The following is a 15,093-nucleotide window of genomic DNA, read 5'->3' as shown; positions in this document are numbered from 1 at the left end:
TGCTTTGCTCGGTTGGCCAGTTGGGCAGAAGCGCCCACTGAATTATTTGCTGCGTTCAGTTTCCCAAGCTTCTTTTGCAGAATCCACGACTTCTTCCCAGTCCGCTTCATCGCTCAAGTATTTCTGGATATTGGCGCCAAGAACATCTTCGCCCCATCCAGTTGGATAGCCCATGAATACCCAGCCGATCGTGTTGCCGGATTCAGCTGCTTCATAGATTGCCTTGGACATTGGATCTGTGATTTTTGTTGTATCGTAGCCTTCGTATGCCGGGATGAATTTAAAGTCTTCCAGTACGGCTTTTTTCCCAGCATCTGAAGTGTACAGCCAGTTCAAGAAGTCTTTAGAGGCTTCTACCACTTCTTCGTCCTGGTTCGAGTTTACGCCCCAGTACATTGGCACGCCGACTGGAAGCCCCCCTTCCTCGTAGCCGTCAACTGGAATCGGCATTAAGCCAACGCCGCTGTCTGCAAGTTCCTGGTCAATGCCGGCAATCGAACCGTAAACCCAGTTTCCTTGCTGGATGATCGCAACGCGTTCAAGCGAGAACAATTCTTCCACTTGCTGCGAATAGTCCAAGCTCACTGTCGGCTGTGCAGAATAGTCGTTTTGCAGATCTAAAATCTTTTTGAATGCATCGCCGTATTCAAATTCCACTTTCGGTGCAGCGAACGCATCCAGTACGTTGTGGTCGAATTCCGGTGCGATGAATGTGTTGGACAAGTGAAGACCCGTTACCCAAGCTTCTTTCCCTGGCAAAGCGAATACTGCATCAAGCCCAAGCTCATCTTTTTTCGAATCAAGCGTTTTCACCGCTTCTTCTAAACTTGCAAAATCCGTGATCGTTGCTGGATCGATTCCTGCTTCTTCAAACAAACGCGTGTTGTAGATGAACCCGTAGCCTTCCTGGTTATACGGCAACCCAAGAACTTCAGAGTCGACTGTCACACCATCAAGCGTTCCATTAAGCGCCGCGCCTGCTGCATCTGTATCTGTCAAATTCGCTAAATTGTCTTTCCAGTCCGCAACGTCCTGTGGTCCGCCGATATTGAAAATGGCCGGTTCGTTGCCTGAAGCGAAGCGCGAACGAAGAGCTGCGCCGTAGTCTTCCCCGCCGCCGACTGTTGTGATATCGATGTTAACGTCCGGGTTTTCTTCTTCGTATAAAGCGACTACATCTTCAAACTGGTCTTTGAATTCCACTTTAAACTGGAAAATATCAACCGTGACTTTATCTTTGTCCGATGAGGAAGCCTCTTCCCCGTTTCCGCATGCTGCCAAAATCCCTGTCGTCAGAAGCAATGATGCGAGCAACCCTTTGCTGAACTTAAACTCCTTCATGTGTAAATCCCCCTTTGGTTTATTTGTGCAAACGATTGCACAAAGTGGCAAATAAAAAATGGAAACGAACTTTCTAAGTGTTTCCGTTATTGATTAAAAGAATCGTAACACAATGAAAACGTTTGCACAATATGCAAATTGAAAATTTTTCATCGCGCTACGATTTTATTTTTATGCCTGATCGAGCACTAATAAGGCTGCGCCTAAAATGCCGGCTTCGTTTTCGAACTGGGCCACTTTGACTTCCAATGGATTCAAAAGGAGCGGCTCCATGTGCTTCATCAATGAATCCCACCACAAGCCCGCTGACTCGGAAACACCGCCGCCAATGACGACTACATCCATATCCAGCATCGCTTGCATCGAGCTGATGACGAGCGCCAAATCTTCCGTAAAGCCTTCAACGACTGCCTCTGCTTGCGGGTTGGCTGCCGCTTCAGCAAATAAATCCTGTGGCGCAATATCAAGCCCCGCTTCTTTGATGCGCCGGCGAAGCCCGGTGCCGGAGACGTATTGCTCGAAACAGCCGTGGCGTCCGCAAGCACATAGCGCACCGTGCGGGTGCAGGATCATATGGCCGACTTCCGCTGCTCCGCCGTGCGGTCCGCCGCTCAGCAGCTTGCCGTCCCAAATGACGCCGCCGCCAAGACCGGTTCCAAGCGTCAAGCAAAGAACGCGGCTATAGCCTTTTGCTGCGCCGAATTTTGCTTCAGCGAGCGCCGCACTGTTCGCGTCATTTTCCACTTCAACCCGTCTGCCCGTCGCTTTTTCCATCTGCTCTTTCAAATTCGTGCCGGTCCACCCCGGCAAAGTTTCAGCGGAATAAATGATGCGGCCCTCTTTCGGGTCGACAAATCCGTGCGTCCCGATGCCGATCGAATCGATTTCCGGATGCCGTGCGAGCATGCCGAGCACTTGCTGCTCCAAGTATTCGTACAGCGGGAACAGCGTCGGCACTTGTTCGTCCACTTCGACATTCCCGGTTTCATCAATGACTCCCATGCGGATTTTCGTTCCGCCGATATCTACGCCCAATACTTTTCTCATAAACTCCTCCTGAATGTGTCCGAATTAATTCCATCATACCTGATTTTAGAAAAGCGTCGATCCTTTTTTCAAAAACGCGCAAGCTTCGTATGGGCGCAGCACGAGCTCCCCGTTTTCTTCAAGCGCTTTATAGTTGCCGATCAACCGCTCGCCTTCCGGCAGTTCCACGCGTCTCGTATTTTCTGAGAAGTTGCAGAAGACCGTGAGCTTTTCTCCGCCCGCTTTCCGCGTGTAAGCAAACAGCTCCGGATCTTCCCGGTGAAGCAACGTAAAATCGCCATCCGCAATGATGTCGAGCGTTTTGCGGAATGAAATCAGCGAACGGTAATACGCATAGATCGAGTCTTCATCGGTGATATGCTCTGCATTGATTTCCGGATAATTCGGGTTTACCTGGAGCCACGGCGTTCCTGTCGTGAACCCGCCATTCGGCGCATCCGACCATTGCATCGGAGTGCGGGCATTATCGCGCCCTTTTGCGTGGATGCTTTTCAGAATGTCTTCTTCCGGCACGCCTTGGTCCCGTTTTTCCTTGTACATGTTCAGCGTTTCGATGTCGCGGTAATCGCCGATCGTTTCAAATTGCACATTCGTCATGCCGAGTTCCTCGCCTTGATAGATGTACGGAGTCCCTTGCATGAAATGCAGGCAAGTGGCGAGCATCTTCGCCGATTCGATCCGGTACTCGCTGTCGTTGCCAAACCGCGAGACGACGCGCGGCTGGTCGTGGTTATTCCAGTACAGGCTGTTCCATCCTTCTTCGTGAAGCGCATGCTGCCATTTTTCCAGGTTCTTTTTCAGATCTGTCAGTTCAAGCGGTTTGAAATCCCATTTCTCGCCGGAATGCTGGTCCAGGTTCATGTGTTCAAACGTGAAAATCATATTCAGTTCTTTCCGGTCGGCTGCAGTATAGCGCTTTGCATCTTCCGTCGCAGCACCCGGCGTTTCGCCGACCGTGACGATGTCGTAATGCGACAGCACTTGTTCGTTCATTTCCTTCAAGTACGTGTGGACGTTCGGGCCGTTGAGAAAATACGGTTCGCTGTTGCCGTCAATAGCATCCGGGAACGATTGGTCTTTTGAAATCATGTTGATGACGTCCATGCGGAAACCGTCGATGCCTTTGTCGAGCCACCAGCGCATCATGCGATACACTTCTTCGCGCACTACGGGATTGTCCCAGTTTAAATCGGGCTGCTTTTTGGAGAATAAATGCAGGTAATACTGTTCGCGGCGTTCATCGTATTCCCATGCCGGTCCGCTGAAAATTGACCGCCAATTGTTCGGTTCGTCGCGCCATATGTAATATTCAGGGTGATTCGTAAACCATTCGTGTTCATCGGATGTATGGTTGACCACCAAATCCATCACAAGTTTCATGCCGCGCTGATGGACATTTTCGAGAAGCTCTTCAAAATCTTCCATCGTTCCAAACTCTTCCATGATTTTTTGGTAGTCGCGGATATCATAGCCGTTGTCGTCATTCGGCGAATCGTAGATCGGCGAAAGCCATAGGATGTCGACGCCAAGCCCCGCCAAATAATCCAGTTTCTGATTAATCCCTTGTAAATCCCCGATTCCGTCGCCGTTTGCATCCATAAAACTGCGCGGATAAATTTGATACACAACCGATTTCTTCCACCATTCTCCCATTCTATCCCTCTTCCCTTAAGTTTTCGTTATTCTAACATAATGCGCGAATAGTTTGGAATTGCGAATTTTGCAGGGGGGATGAAATAGAAGCGTAATGTGAAAAAAGATAGATGAAGCATTTTTATGTGTTAACCTAATTAAAAATATAGTTGACTCAAATATTTTGCTTGATTATACTGAAAATAGATTTACCGGATTACACCAAGTACCAAAGGGAGATGGAAAGAAATTATGACGACAACGACAACATCGAGAACGGCTAATCATTCGAAAACTTTGCATTTAATCCATATCGCCATGTTCTCCGCATTGATGGCCATCGGGGCAAATATCTCAGCATTTCTAATCATCGGAGGGGTGCCGATTACGCTGCAGACTTTCTTCGCCATTCTTGCCGGCATCTTGCTCGGCAGCCGCATGGGCGCCATTTCAATGGTCGTCTATGCTTTTATCGGACTGGCAGGCGTTCCTGTCTTTGCCGGATTTTCCGGCGGCATGGACACGTTGATTTCGCCGACATTCGGCTTTATCGTATCATTCGTATTTGTCGCCTATATTGCCGGCATGGTCGTGAAGAAATTCCCGTCGCGCACGGGCTTTATCGCTGCTGCCTTAGTCGGCACAGCGGTGAATTATTTGATCGGCACGAACTGGATGTACGCAGCCTATAAATTGTGGTTCTCCGCTCCAGAAGGCTTTACGTATCAGCTCGCTTGGGCCTGGATGGCGGTGCCGCTGCCAAAAGACCTCATCTTGGCTGTGCTCGCCGGCCTTTTCGGCTTCCGCTTGCGTCCGATTGTGCAGCGATTCAAGTGAGATCGTTTATTTGCGCTTAAACTGCATTTATTTGCGTTCAACCTGAGTTTATTTGCGCTTAACGGAAGTTTATTTGCGCTTAGTCCGCGTTTATTTGCGTTCAGCTATAGCTTCCAAATAACCCCATACAAAAAGACCATTCGCCCAGCGAATGGTCTTTTTTCTGTTCACGTTCCGCAGAAGGTCTGATACGGTGCATCGTCTTCCGGCGGCAATTTTGTGTATTCTTCTTGCTCCTCGCTGTACGCGTACGGATCGGCGAGCACCTCGAGCAGCTTCTCCAACACGCTGTAATCGCCGTTTTGCACGGCGGCGTCAAGCGCTTCTTCAACGCGGTGGTTGCGCGGAATGATGGACGGATTGCTGCGGCGCATCAAAGCTTTTGATGCGTCCGTCCCTTCCCCTTGGCGAGCCAGACGCGTTTGCCATTTCGCATGCCACTCCTTAAATTCAGATGCTCCGAATAAACCTTCGCCATTTAACTCACCCAGCGTAAGCGCACGGAAAGTGTTCGTGTAATCGGCGCCCTGTTGATGCATCAGCGTCAATAATTCCCCGATCAGCGCCTCGTCTTCCGCTTCTTCGCCGAATAAGCCGAGCTTCGCCCGCATGCCGTTCAGCCAATGCGCATAATACGATTCGATAAACTCTTTCAGGACGCCTTGCGCCAACTCAATCGCTTCCTCTTTGTCTTCATGCAGGAACGGCACGAGCGTTTCTGCAAACCGCGCCAGATTCCAGCCGGTGATTTGCGGCTGGTTGCCGAACGCGTAGCGGGCTTGCTGGTCGATTGAGCTGAAAACCGTTGCCGGGTCGTATTCGTTCATGAACGCACAGGGCCCGTAATCAATCGTTTCCCCGCTGATCGTCATGTTGTCCGTGTTCATGACGCCGTGGATAAATCCGACGAGCTGCCATTTGGATACGAGCTGTGCATGGCGTTCCGCCACTTCTTTAAAGAACGCCAAATACCGGTCTTTGCCCGCTTCGATATGCGGATAATGGCGCTCGACGGCATAGTCGGCAAGCTGCTTGAATTCTTCCAGGTTGCCGCGGCTAGCAGCGTATTGAAACGTGCCGAACCGCAGATGGCTCGCTGCAATCCGCGTCAAAACTGCACCCGGCAAGCGGGTTTCACGGCGGATTTCTTCCCCTGTCGACACAACGGCTAAGCTCCGTGTCGTCGGAATGCCAAGTGCGTGCATCGATTCGCTGATAATGTATTCGCGAAGCATCGGGCCAAGTGCTGCCCGGCCATCGCCGCCTCTTGAATACGGCGTCCGCCCTGCCCCTTTCAATTGGATATCAAAGCGGCGGCCGTTTGGCGAAAGCTGTTCGCCGAGCAGCACCGCACGCCCATCGCCAAGCATCGTCAAATTGCCGAATTGGTGCCCCGCGTAAGCCTGGGCAAGCGGCGCGGCGCCTTCCGGAATGCCATTGCCCGCAAAAACGGCGGTTCCTTCTTCTGTCTGCAAGGCTGCTGCATCTAATCCAAGCTCTTCTGCCAAGCGTCTATTGAATAAAACCAGTTCCGGCGCTGTGACCGGCTCCGGCTTCAGTTTCGTGAAAAAAGCCTGCGGCAGACGGGCGTAGCTATTGTCGAAGTTCCAGCCGAGTTGAGTCATTTCTGTTCGCTTCGTCATCAGATCTCCCTTTCTTTCTCCAGCCCTTAAAAGGCTTTCGCTGTTCTTCTACTATACCCTTTCCGGCCGCTAATGACGCTTTTCGTGCTTAGGCTAGGCTTCCAAAAATTCGCCGATCACTTGCAAAAACTTCTCCGGCTCTTCGACATTTGGCGCATGGCCGGATTTCTCAAATTCCACAAAGCGCGATCCGGGAATAAACGAAGCAATTTCCTTGCCGCGCTCCGGCGGATTCAAGCCGTCATGCGTCCCGCTGATGATTAATGTGTCCGCGGTGATGGACGGAAGCGATGCGCGGAAATCAAAGCCTTCGAGTGCTTTATTGGCCGCAGCCTGTTGGGTCAAAGTCAGCGGCTTTTCCAGCTTCGCGAGGTCCGCCTGCCATCTGCCGACCGCTTTCAGGTTGTGGAACATGTATTGGGATAAATGAGCCATCGTTTCGAGCTCACCCATGCCGTCGATTTCCTCCTGGTAGCGTTCGATCAATTCCTGTGTCGAAGACGTTTTGCCGTTCGATTTGGAAACGACCAGAATCAGTTTGTCTACCCGTTCCGGATGCGCAAGCACAAACCCTTGCGCAATGTAGCTGCCCATCGAGACTCCGAGAATATGCGCTTGATCGATTTGAAGATAATCGAGCAGCGCCCGCAGATCTTCAATGTGGTCATTCAAAGTATACTTCGCCGGCTTCCCAGACTGGCCGTGCCCTCTCGCGTCGTAGCGTATAACACGGAATCCGTTTTGGAAATGTTCGGCCTCCGCTTCGAACATCGCATGGCTCGATCCAAGGCCATGGATGAAGACAAGCGGTTCGCCTTGCCCCGTTTCTTCGTAAACCAATTCCAAGCCGTTGACTGCAATTTTCGGCATCTTGTTTCCTCCTCTTTTTCAATCTACCGTTCTATACCCGAAAATCAGGAAACTCGGCATGATTTTTTTCGTCTTTAACTCCAAAGCCTTTCCCTGGAAAAGAGGTGCGATCATGAAAAACTTCCTGCGCTTCGGTTATTTGCAGGCGCTGTCCTGCCTGTTCCCTGTCATTATTTTTGCAGCGCTCGCCTTGTCCAAATGGATCGCCATTCCCTTTTTGCCGCGCTATGATTTTATTCTGATTGTCTGCATTGCCGCACAAATGTTCATGCTCGTTTCAAAACTGGAGACATGGGATGAATTCAAAGTGATTTGCGTGTTCCACGTGATCGGCCTTGCCCTGGAAATTTTCAAAGTGCATATGGGCTCTTGGGCCTATCCGGAAGAAGCTTACAGCAAGGTTTTCGGCGTCCCGCTTTACAGCGGCTTCATGTACGCCAGCGTCGCCAGCTACATTTGCCAGGCGTGGCGGCGGATGGACCTCCATATTTACGGCTGGCCGAAGCCTTTTTATACAGTAGCCATCAGCGGCTTGATCTATCTGAATTTCTTCACCCACCATTTCACTTACGACGTCCGCTGGGGCTTGAAAGTGCTGCTGTTTTTCATCTTCTTCCCGACTTTCGTGACGTTCAAGGTGAATAAAACCGTCTATAAAATGCCGATGATCCTGTCGTTTCTGCTGATTGGCTTCTTCATTTGGATTGCTGAAAACATCACGACTTTCCTCGGCGCATGGCAATATCCGGATCAGCAAGCCGCCTGGTCGCTCGTTCACCTCGGCAAAATCAGTTCCTGGTTTTTGCTGGTGATCATCTCCATCATTATCGTGGCACAATTGAAACGGGTGAAATCTTCTTTGGAATTGCCGCGCGAAAAGAGCGGCGTAAACGCGAGATATAAGAAAATCTTATAGCTTAACTTCTTTTATTCCGAATTCACTTATCTCTATAGACGGGGTAGCATGGAGGAAAAGGAGGCGGATGGAATGGAAATTGAATTTCGGAATGCACGGAGGGAAGATGTGGCAAGGATTGTCGAGATGCTTGCGGACGACAAACTCGGCCGGGAGCGCGAACGCTTTGAAACGCCTTTGCCTGCCAGTTATTACGCGGCCTTTTCGTCGATTGACAGCGATCCGAATAATGAGTTGATCCTTGCTTGTTTGGACGGTGAAATTGTCGGCGTTCAGCAAGTGATGTTCACGCCTTACCTCACTCACCAAGGCGGATGGCGCGCCACCATCGAAGGCGTCCGGACGGCGTCATCTGTCCGCGGGCAAGGCATCGGCCGCCAATTGATTGGCTTTGCCATCGAACGCGCTAAAGCGCGCGGCTGCCATCTGGTTCAACTGACCACTGACAAACAGCGTCCGGAAGCGCTTCGATTTTACGAACAGCTCGGGTTTTCCGCGACGCATGAAGGCATGAAGTTGAAGCTTTGATCGAAACTCAGCGCAAGCGCTGAGTTTTGTTCTTTACGCTCAACTTTGCCCTGAATACGCCCAGCTCTACTTTCTCCATGAAAAAAAGCATCCTTTCAGCAGGATGCTCCTTTCTCCCTTATTTCGTTTGCGGTTCCGGCTTTTTCTTCTGGTTAATTTGGGCCAACGCTTTATCGATGGTATCGTATTCGAATTCAAAGCCTGCTTTTTGGAGTTTCTCCGGCAGCACCCAGCGGCTTTTCAAAATGAGTTCGGTTTCTGTTCCGATTAATACAGCCCCTGTGCTTAAGATAAACTTCGGAGCCGGCAGCCCGATTCGGCGGTTCATCGATTTCCGCATCTGTTCCATCAATTCGCGGTTCGTCACCGGATGCGGCGTCGCCGCGTTGACCGGCCCTTCGATTTCCGCGTGCTGTTGAAGGAAAACGAGCATTCGGTACAGATCTTCAATATGGATCCAGCTGAACATTTGCTTGCCCGGCCCTTGCTTGCCGCCCAATCCAAAGCGCACCATGTTTCGGTAAGGGCCCATCACGCCTCCGTCCGCTCCGAGGACGATTGAAATCCGAAGCGCCACTTGGCGGGTTTGAGTCAAGTGAAAATCGAAAAAAGCCTGTTCCCAAGCTTTGCCGACTTCTACCGAGAACCCTTCGCCGATTTCGCCGTCTTCTTCCGTCATTGGACGGTCTTCCGCGTGGCGGTAAAGGGTTGCCGTACTCGCATTCACCCAAAGCGGCGGCGGATTTTCGCACGCTGCGACAGCATTTCCGAGCAGCTTGGTCGTTTTGATGCGCGAATCCATGATCTCTTTTTTGTTTTTGGCATTGTAGCGGCAGTTCACTGACTTGCCGGCTAAATTGACGACCAGTTCCGCCCCTTCAAGCGCCGCTACGATTCCCCGGTGGTCGTTCCATAATATCTGGTTCGACTGCCTCGAGACGATATGCACTTCGTAGCCTTGCTCTTTAAAGCGTTTTTCCAGGTATTGGCCAATAAATCCCGTGCCTCCTGCTAGTACAACTTTCTTTCTCATGCCATGACCCCGTTTCCATTATCTTCTTACTTCAGTAGACGATAGTTGCAGTCTTTAGGATTCCTATTATACCCTACTCACCCATACTTTTTCTGATGCTCTTTTTTGCGTTTCAAGTAATCTTCATCTTCCCGGATTTCATCCCAGCGTTTCTTGAAAATCGCCGCCGATTCCGCTTTTTCCGAATCGATCTGCCGTTCTTTGATGCTGCCGTCTTCGTTGTATTTTCGGCCGCCTTTGTAATTGGTATAGCGGCGAGCCCGCGTGTAGCCCATCTGGATGAATTTCCGTGCCATGTCCATGCCGACGAAATCGTCCTGTTTCCGGTACTCTTCGAACATTTCCGAAATTTTATCGCACGATTCCTGGGCAATGGCCGGCGTCTTGAACCGCCAATGCGGCAAAATCTCATTCTTATAGGGCTGGACGAGCAGCACGCCTTGCTCTCCTTTGCCGACCCGGTAGAGTTCCGGATACTTGCGGAGGTCCAAATTTTCGTAATCCAAATCGTAGTCGAACGCCATACGTTTCCACTCCTTTAGTCCTCTTTACGGATTCCATACCCTCTCAAGCACCAGAAAATGCAGTGAAATGAAAGTGTGTAAAAACAAAAAACTCCCTGCTTCCACGAATGGAAGCAGGGAGCGGAATAAAGCTTTTCTTTATTTCTTAGACAAGTATTTTTCTTCGAGCGCAGCCGCTTCAATCGGCCGGCTGAAGTAGAAGCCTTGCATGGTGCGGCAGTCTTTCGAAAGGAGAAAAGCCAATTGTTCAGCCGTTTCCACCCCTTCAGCCACAACGTTCAAGTTTAAATTTTGCGCCAGCGTAATAATCGTATTCGTGATGGCTGCATCCGCTGCATTTTCCGTTACGTCCATGATGAACGAACGGTCAATTTTCAAGGTGTCCAGCGGGAAATCCTTCAAATAGCCGAGCGACGAATAGCCCGTGCCGAAATCATCGATGGAAATTTTGACGCCCAGTTTCTTCAACTGCTTCATTTTCTCGATCGCCACTTTTGTGTTCCGGACAATCTGGTTCTCCGTCAATTCAATGTGCAGGCAGCTCGGCTCCAGCTCCAAGCTCTCCAAAGTCTCTTCAATCATCGGGACAAGATCCGCTTCTTCAAACTGGCGACCCGACAAGTTGACCGACATCGTCAATTGGTCGTGCCCATCCATCTTCCATTGCTTCAGCTGTTTGCAGGCATTTTCCAATACCCATTTGCCGATTGGAATGATCAAGCCCGTCTCTTCTGCAAGCGGAATAAAATCGACCGGCGAAATCATGCCAAGTTTTGAATGGTTCCATCTGAGAAGTGCTTCTGCTCCAGTAATGGCGTGGGTGCGCCCATCGATTTGCGGTTGATAGTAAATCGCCATCTCATCCAAATCCAATGCTTTATACAATGAGTTTTCGATGTAAATGCTCTCCAAGTTGCGATTATTCATTTCACTCTTGAAAAAATGGAAATACGACCCGGACATTTCTTTCGATTTGTACATGGCAGAATCCGCATTTTTAATGAGCTCTTCAGCTGTCTCTCCATCTTCCGGATACATGCTGATGCCGATGCTCGCCTTGATATAGATATCGTTTTCCTTCAATGAAAAAGGAGCAGTAAACGACTCGATGACTTGAGTTAAAATCGGGTAGATGTCTTTCTTGGCCTCCAATTCCGGCAAGATGATCATAAATTCATCTCCGCCTTGCCGTGACACGAGCGCATAATCCGGAATATTCGTTTTCAAGCGCGCGGCGGTTTCTTTAAGCAGGATATCGCCGTAGCTATGGCCAAGGCTGTCATTGATCATTTTGAAACGGTCCAAATCCAAATACATCAGTGCCAATTTCCGGCCGCTTTCTTCCGCTTCAGCCAGCCATTTTTTCAACTGGTCGTTTAAAAGGACACGGTTCGGCAAATCGGTTAAACTGTCGTAATAAGCCAAATGCTTAATCTCTTCCTCCAATTTTTGGCGCTCTGTAACGTCCTTGAAAGTCACAACTTCCCCGATCCGTTTATCGCCTTCATTGATGGAAGAAATCACATATTCCACAGCTAAATTGGATTGGTCCTTTTTAATGAATTGTTCGTTTTGAGTGGAATAGGAAGCGTCAGAAAGCGTCTTTTCATAATGGCCGAAAATCGCTGTGACTCGTTTTCCGATTAATTCTCCGGGCATGTAGCCAAGCATCGATTCGCTTGCCGGGTTGCAGAATGTGATATGGCCGTGAAGATCCAAACCGAAAATCCCTTCTCCGGCAGAATTCAAAATCAATTCTTTTTCGCGGCTCAAATTCCCCAATTCTCCAACTACCCGCTCCAATTCCAAATTCTTCAACGTGAGTTCTGATGTTCTCGTTTCAATGAGCATTTCCTGCTTTTCCATATAAATCAAATTGGACAAGGTAGCAGCTGTTGCATCTGCAATTGACTGGGCAAGCTGGATATCCGCTTCCCGGAAATACAATCGCTCAGCTTCTAATTCTACGATCGCCAAAGCCCCGAGCACTTTCCCCATTGAAACCAGGGGAATCATGAACATGCCTTTAATGCCGAAGTTCTGGCAAATTTCGTGGTTCGGCCGGTCATCTTCATGGACATTCGGGATAAGCAAGGGCTTTTTGGTCCGGACTACTTCCAGGAAAACAGGGTCACTCGAAGCATCCATTTTCGCTTTTTCATGCGTTTCCAGCCACTCTTCTTCTGTCCAATCGCTGTTCTTGCTGAGATTTGCCGGCTTGATTTTCTCTTCGACGGACGGATCCAGCAAATGCACCCCGACATTTGAATTGTTCAGCACCGTGCCCACATAAGAAAAGCATTTATCCAACACTTCCGGCATCGTGGCGCACATCGACAATTCGCGCGTAAAATCCAGCAGCAGCTGTTTTTCATTCAACAAGTCTTCCTTGCGATTCATGTTTTTGGCGTTCCGAATGGCCACTCCCGCCATATTGACATACGCTTCCACAGACTGGATTTCCTCTTGCGTCAAATTCATCGGGATGCCGTAGTCGAATAAGAACACGAGTCCAAATAATTCCTCTTCATACATAATCGGAAGGCCCAAAAGCGATTTGATCTGGAAGCCAGCAACCGCCCGCGGATCGGGCCGGCTGTCGACAGATGTATCCGGTATGTAAATCGATTTCTTCGTTTCCACCACTTCTTTTGCCAAGCGGTCATATTCCATATCCACCACGTGCATATCCAGCGTCATGCCGTTGATGTATTTCGGCTTCCCTACAAAGCCTCTAAAATCCCCGTTCTCTTCCGGCAAATAAATTCCTACAGAATCGCATTGGACGATTTCTTCTGAAATGGCCGTGACCACATGCTCCAGCAATTCACGGAGCTCTAATTTGGTGTTGATCATCTTCGTTATATGTGCAAGCCGCGAATAACGCGTCTGTTCTCTCTGCATTGATTCATGCTCCAATCCATTAAACTGATCTGTCGTTTCTCTGCTGTAGTTTTTATCATTTCGTGTAAAAATCTTATAACATCCCGCTCATTTGTAACAGAGCAGGTAAGCCTATACTACCATTAATAAGTGATTTTTTAGAAGTTAAAATCCCCTATTTTCTACAAAATACGACAAAAAACAGGCTGGAACTTCTGTTCCTAGCCTGTTTTCTCATTTATTTGCTATCGCTTCAAAGCTTATTAGTTGATCGCCGTTTGTCGGTTTTTCACCATATTGATAATTTGCTGACACGGTGATGTCCGTGAATCCGATTTTTTCAAGAACTGCCTTGAATTCTTCCACCCCGTACCAGCGGATCGGTATCCGTTCCAATTCACTTTCCACAAGTTTCCCGTCTCTCCATCGTTCGTAGCGGTTATGCGCGACAGAATATTGATGGATCCAGTCGATTTTCACTTTTCGATGCTCGACTGTCAGTACGTCGCCGTTCGGGCTTTCCCAAAAACCGTTCGGAAACTTTTCCAAGCTCCATATCCGTTTCAAAAATCAAATCGACGATCAGCCGGCCGCCATCTTGTAAATGATCGTAAAAATTTTGCAGCGCCTGGATAGACGATTCCCGCTCATGAAGCAAGAGGAAAGTGCCCGTTGGAATAATGATGGCCTCATAGCGCGTATCCGTTTTGAACGTTTCCATCCGTTCAATCGAAAGTTTCGGCGCGAGCCCTCTCTCTGCGCAATTCCGTTTGCAATGCTCAAGCATTTCCGTTGAGATATCAAAACCTTCGACCTGAAATCCTTGTTCAAGCAATGGAATTAGAATCCTTCCCGTGCCCGTTGCCGGCTCTAGGATCTGCCCTTTGCATCCTTTTAACCGCTCTGTATAATATTCCACGTCTCCGAATGAGTGGCCAATCGGCTTATCCAAATCGTAGACTTCTGAAGATAAACTGCTGTAATATGCGAACATTGCTTTCCCCTCCTATTTCCTTAGTAAAGTAAGTTTAGCAGGAATTCAGGGAAAAAATTAGATATACTGAGACGTAACAGACTTATTTTTATCCATATGAAACTTCAACTACTGGAGGAGATTATCATTCATCTTGAGTTACTCGGTAAAAGGGTGAAAGAAGCCCGCTTAACAAAATCTTATACGCAGCAGGACTTAGCAGAATTATGCAATTTGACGAAAAGCCATATCTCCAAAATTGAAAATGGCCAAGCCTCTCCCGCGATTGCGACATTATCCAAAATCGCTCAAGTCCTGGAAGCCCCTCTTTCCTGGTTTTTAGAATCCAATTCAGAAAAGCAGTTGTCCATTGTCAAAAAATCCAGCCGTTCTTTAAAAATGGGAAATGCTGAAATCGGTTATATGTATGAAGCGTTAGCCAACCGGCCGCATTTCAGCAAAATCGAACCTGTAATCATTACCGTCCTGCCCGAAGCGGAACATGTCGAGCCTTTCACCCATATGGAAGATGAATTCATCTATGTACTATCTGGTTCTATTAAGCTTTCGTATAACGGCCAATTGCACGTTTTGGCTGAAGGCGACAGTGCTTATTTTGATGGAAGTGTTCCGCACATTTTCTTAAACGACGAAGAAGGGGAAGCCAAAGTACTAAGTGTCTTTGTCTAAATAACTTCTCTGCTTTACCAGCCTTATTTTCTGGGCTGGCTTTTTATTTTCTCTTTTAGTCCATCCGTTTAGTTTTCCGAAAATAAAGTTTTTTAGTATTTACAAGCATTTGTTTTTAATGTAACCTTTGTATATTCATATTCAACTAAGTTGAATATGAATATACAAAGTAAGGG

At 48.7% G+C, this 15,093-nt stretch carries 12 protein-coding genes and 1 pseudogene; 4 read left to right on the top strand and 9 right to left on the bottom strand.

Annotated features, from left to right (window positions below; all coding sequences use genetic code 11):
- Positions 1-42: 42 nt before the first annotated feature.
- The 3 genes from MTR82_RS15270 to MTR82_RS15260 all read right to left on the bottom strand — a co-directional run bounded on the left by MTR82_RS15270 (position 43) and on the right by MTR82_RS15260 (position 4,041).
- Positions 43-1,341 (bottom strand): ABC transporter substrate-binding protein, encoded by a 1,299-nt coding sequence (locus tag MTR82_RS15270; protein WP_246809727.1) that lies wholly within the window; start codon positions 1,339-1,341, stop codon positions 43-45.
- 171 nt (positions 1,342-1,512) lie between these two features.
- The gene (locus MTR82_RS15265; protein WP_246809726.1) at positions 1,513-2,388 is read right to left on the bottom strand and encodes an ROK family protein; all 876 of its coding nucleotides are present in this window, start codon (positions 2,386-2,388) and stop codon (positions 1,513-1,515) included.
- Positions 2,389-2,433: 45 nt separating this feature from the next.
- On the bottom strand, positions 2,434-4,041 hold the full coding sequence (locus MTR82_RS15260; RefSeq protein WP_246809725.1) for a glycoside hydrolase family 13 protein: 1,608 nt from the start codon (positions 4,039-4,041) through the stop codon (positions 2,434-2,436).
- A 231-nt stretch (positions 4,042-4,272) separates the two neighbouring features.
- On the opposite strand from MTR82_RS15260, the gene MTR82_RS15255 reads away from it, so the two are divergent.
- Positions 4,273-4,857, top strand: coding sequence for a biotin transporter BioY (locus MTR82_RS15255; RefSeq protein WP_246809724.1), 585 nt, complete (start codon positions 4,273-4,275; stop codon positions 4,855-4,857).
- A 167-nt stretch (positions 4,858-5,024) separates the two neighbouring features.
- Here the strand turns inward: MTR82_RS15255 and MTR82_RS15250 are convergent, their stop codons facing one another.
- Positions 5,025-6,500, bottom strand: coding sequence for a protein adenylyltransferase SelO (locus tag MTR82_RS15250; RefSeq protein WP_246809723.1), 1,476 nt, complete (start codon positions 6,498-6,500; stop codon positions 5,025-5,027).
- A 93-nt stretch (positions 6,501-6,593) separates the two neighbouring features.
- A complete protein-coding gene (locus MTR82_RS15245; RefSeq protein ID WP_246809722.1) occupies positions 6,594-7,370 on the bottom strand; it encodes an alpha/beta fold hydrolase in 777 nt (258 codons plus the stop codon).
- 112 nt (positions 7,371-7,482) lie between these two features.
- Between MTR82_RS15245 and MTR82_RS15240 the strand changes: the two genes are divergently transcribed.
- Positions 7,483-8,286 (top strand): DUF817 domain-containing protein, encoded by an 804-nt coding sequence (locus tag MTR82_RS15240; RefSeq protein ID WP_246809721.1) that lies wholly within the window; start codon positions 7,483-7,485, stop codon positions 8,284-8,286.
- A 72-nt stretch (positions 8,287-8,358) separates the two neighbouring features.
- Positions 8,359-8,814, top strand: a complete 456-nt coding sequence (locus tag MTR82_RS15235; protein WP_246809720.1) for a GNAT family N-acetyltransferase — start codon at positions 8,359-8,361, stop codon at positions 8,812-8,814.
- Positions 8,815-8,932: 118 nt separating this feature from the next.
- Here MTR82_RS15235 and MTR82_RS15230 read toward each other — a convergent pair whose 3' ends face one another.
- The 4 genes and pseudogenes from MTR82_RS15230 to MTR82_RS15215 all read right to left on the bottom strand — a co-directional run bounded on the left by MTR82_RS15230 (position 8,933) and on the right by MTR82_RS15215 (position 14,248).
- Positions 8,933-9,847, bottom strand: a complete 915-nt coding sequence (locus tag MTR82_RS15230) for a TIGR01777 family oxidoreductase (RefSeq protein ID WP_246809719.1) — start codon at positions 9,845-9,847, stop codon at positions 8,933-8,935.
- 77 nt (positions 9,848-9,924) lie between these two features.
- Positions 9,925-10,371 carry a DUF4385 domain-containing protein gene (locus tag MTR82_RS15225; protein ID WP_246809718.1) on the bottom strand — a complete coding sequence of 149 codons (447 nt, stop codon included), beginning with the start codon at positions 10,369-10,371 and terminating at the stop codon, positions 9,925-9,927.
- A gap of 138 nt (positions 10,372-10,509) precedes the next feature.
- Positions 10,510-13,275 (bottom strand): sensor domain-containing phosphodiesterase, encoded by a 2,766-nt coding sequence (locus MTR82_RS15220; RefSeq protein ID WP_246809716.1) that lies wholly within the window; start codon positions 13,273-13,275, stop codon positions 10,510-10,512.
- A gap of 213 nt (positions 13,276-13,488) precedes the next feature.
- Positions 13,489-14,248, bottom strand: a pseudogene (locus MTR82_RS15215) (class I SAM-dependent methyltransferase).
- 96 nt (positions 14,249-14,344) lie between these two features.
- Between MTR82_RS15215 and MTR82_RS15210 the strand changes: the two are divergent.
- A complete protein-coding gene (locus tag MTR82_RS15210; RefSeq protein ID WP_279577110.1) occupies positions 14,345-14,917 on the top strand; it encodes a helix-turn-helix domain-containing protein in 573 nt (190 codons plus the stop codon).
- Positions 14,918-15,093: the final 176 nt, after the last annotated feature.

Source organism: Planococcus ruber, assembly GCF_022819085.1.
Taxonomy (GTDB): Bacteria; Bacillota; Bacilli; order Bacillales_A; family Planococcaceae; genus Planococcus; species Planococcus ruber.
The sequence above is the reverse complement of the archived record's forward strand: the minus strand, read 5'-3'. Positions and strand labels throughout refer to the sequence as shown.

What these genes read in the sequence shown, in the direction of transcription:
- MTR82_RS15210 (WP_279577110.1), top strand. Translation starts at nt 14,345, where the DNA reads ATGAAACTTCAACTACTGGAGGAGATTATCATTCATCTTGAGTTACTC.
- MTR82_RS15230 (WP_246809719.1), bottom strand. Translation starts at nt 9,847, where the DNA reads ATGAGAAAGAAAGTTGTACTAGCAGGAGGCACGGGATTTATTGGCCAA.
- MTR82_RS15240 (WP_246809721.1), top strand. Translation starts at nt 7,483, where the DNA reads ATGAAAAACTTCCTGCGCTTCGGTTATTTGCAGGCGCTGTCCTGCCTG.
- MTR82_RS15260 (WP_246809725.1), bottom strand. Translation starts at nt 4,041, where the DNA reads ATGGGAGAATGGTGGAAGAAATCGGTTGTGTATCAAATTTATCCGCGC.
- MTR82_RS15225 (WP_246809718.1), bottom strand. Translation starts at nt 10,371, where the DNA reads ATGGCGTTCGACTACGATTTGGATTACGAAAATTTGGACCTCCGCAAG.
- MTR82_RS15220 (WP_246809716.1), bottom strand. Translation starts at nt 13,275, where the DNA reads ATGCAGAGAGAACAGACGCGTTATTCGCGGCTTGCACATATAACGAAG.
- MTR82_RS15270 (WP_246809727.1), bottom strand. Translation starts at nt 1,341, where the DNA reads ATGAAGGAGTTTAAGTTCAGCAAAGGGTTGCTCGCATCATTGCTTCTG.
- MTR82_RS15245 (WP_246809722.1), bottom strand. Translation starts at nt 7,370, where the DNA reads ATGCCGAAAATTGCAGTCAACGGCTTGGAATTGGTTTACGAAGAAACG.
- MTR82_RS15255 (WP_246809724.1), top strand. Translation starts at nt 4,273, where the DNA reads ATGACGACAACGACAACATCGAGAACGGCTAATCATTCGAAAACTTTG.
- MTR82_RS15235 (WP_246809720.1), top strand. Translation starts at nt 8,359, where the DNA reads ATGGAAATTGAATTTCGGAATGCACGGAGGGAAGATGTGGCAAGGATT.
- MTR82_RS15250 (WP_246809723.1), bottom strand. Translation starts at nt 6,500, where the DNA reads ATGACGAAGCGAACAGAAATGACTCAACTCGGCTGGAACTTCGACAAT.
- MTR82_RS15265 (WP_246809726.1), bottom strand. Translation starts at nt 2,388, where the DNA reads ATGAGAAAAGTATTGGGCGTAGATATCGGCGGAACGAAAATCCGCATG.